The sequence below is a fragment of the Paraburkholderia sp. Ac-20347 genome (genome assembly GCF_017104805.1).
Lineage (GTDB): Bacteria > Pseudomonadota > Gammaproteobacteria > Burkholderiales > Burkholderiaceae > Paraburkholderia > Paraburkholderia tropica.
In genome coordinates this window covers 1-1,142 of the sequence record NZ_JAAGPN010000582.1, presented here as the reverse complement: position 1 = coordinate 1,142, position 1,142 = coordinate 1, and the positions used below count along the sequence as shown (strand labels likewise).

Genomic DNA, 1,142 nt, shown 5'->3' with positions numbered 1-1,142 from the left:
CAGCGCGACGGCTTCGCGCACGCCCGGCTGCGCGAGCAGCGCCGCCTCGACTTCGCCCAGCTCCACGCGCAGACCGCGCAGCTTCACCTGCTGATCGAGACGGCCGAGGTAGTCGAGCGCGCCGTCGTCGCGCCAGCGCACGAGGTCGCCGGTGCGATAGAGACGCCCGCCCGCCGCGTCGAACGGATCGGGCACGAAGCGTTCGGCGCTCAGCGCGGGCCGTTGCAGATAGCCGCGCGCGAGCCCCGTGCCGCCCAGATACAGCTCGCCCGGCGCGCCGCGCGGCACGAGATTCATGGCCGCGTCGAGCACGTAGGCGACGCGTTCGCCGATCTGCCGCCCGATCGGCGCGTAAGCGCCGTCGAAACTCGCATCGACGTCCCAGGCGGTCGGCGCGATCACCGTTTCGGTCGGCCCGTAGGCGTTGATGAGGCGGCAGCCCGGCAGCGCGCGCGCTGCGGCCTGCATCGCCTGCGCGCTCCACGCTTCGCCGCCGACGATGCACAGCCGCAGCGCGAGCGCGGGCAGATTCCCTGTGTCATCGAGCGCGCATTCGGCCACCAGATTGGCCAGATACGACGGCGTGAGAAACACCACCGACACGCGCTCGCGGCGCAGCGTGTCGACGAGGCGCGCGGTCGACCAGCGCGACGGCTCCGCGATCACGAGCGCCGCGCCCGCGCACAGCGGCACGATCCAGCGTTCGTGCGCGATGTCGAAATTGATCGACGCGAAATGCAGTTCGCGGTCGGCGGCCTGCATGCCGTCGCGCGCGGCGATCGCCGCGCAGTGCATCGACAGCGCGTCGTGCGCGACGGCCACGCCCTTGGGACGCCCCGTCGAGCCCGAGGTGTAGATCACGTAGGCGAGATGGCCGGCGTACGGCGCGGGTGTGACATCGGACGCGGGATCATGCGCCGGTTCATCGGCGAGATCGGGCGCGTCGAGATCGAGCACGTTCAGCGGCGCGGCGGCGAGCATCGCGGCGGCGTGCGGGTCCGAGCCTTGCAGCAGCACGAGGCCGATGCCGCTGTCCTCGATCATGTGCGCGAGGCGCGCGGCCGGATACGCGGGATCGAGCGGCACGTACGCGCCGCCCGCCTTCATTACCGCGAGCATCGCGACGATCATCTGCGCCGAGA

General features: G+C 71.9%; 1 protein-coding gene. It reads right to left on the bottom strand.

Annotated features, from left to right (window positions below; genetic code table 11):
- Positions 1-1,142 (bottom strand): amino acid adenylation domain-containing protein (locus tag G3N97_RS38825; RefSeq protein WP_205998002.1); only part of this gene is annotated, 1,142 nt, incomplete at both ends.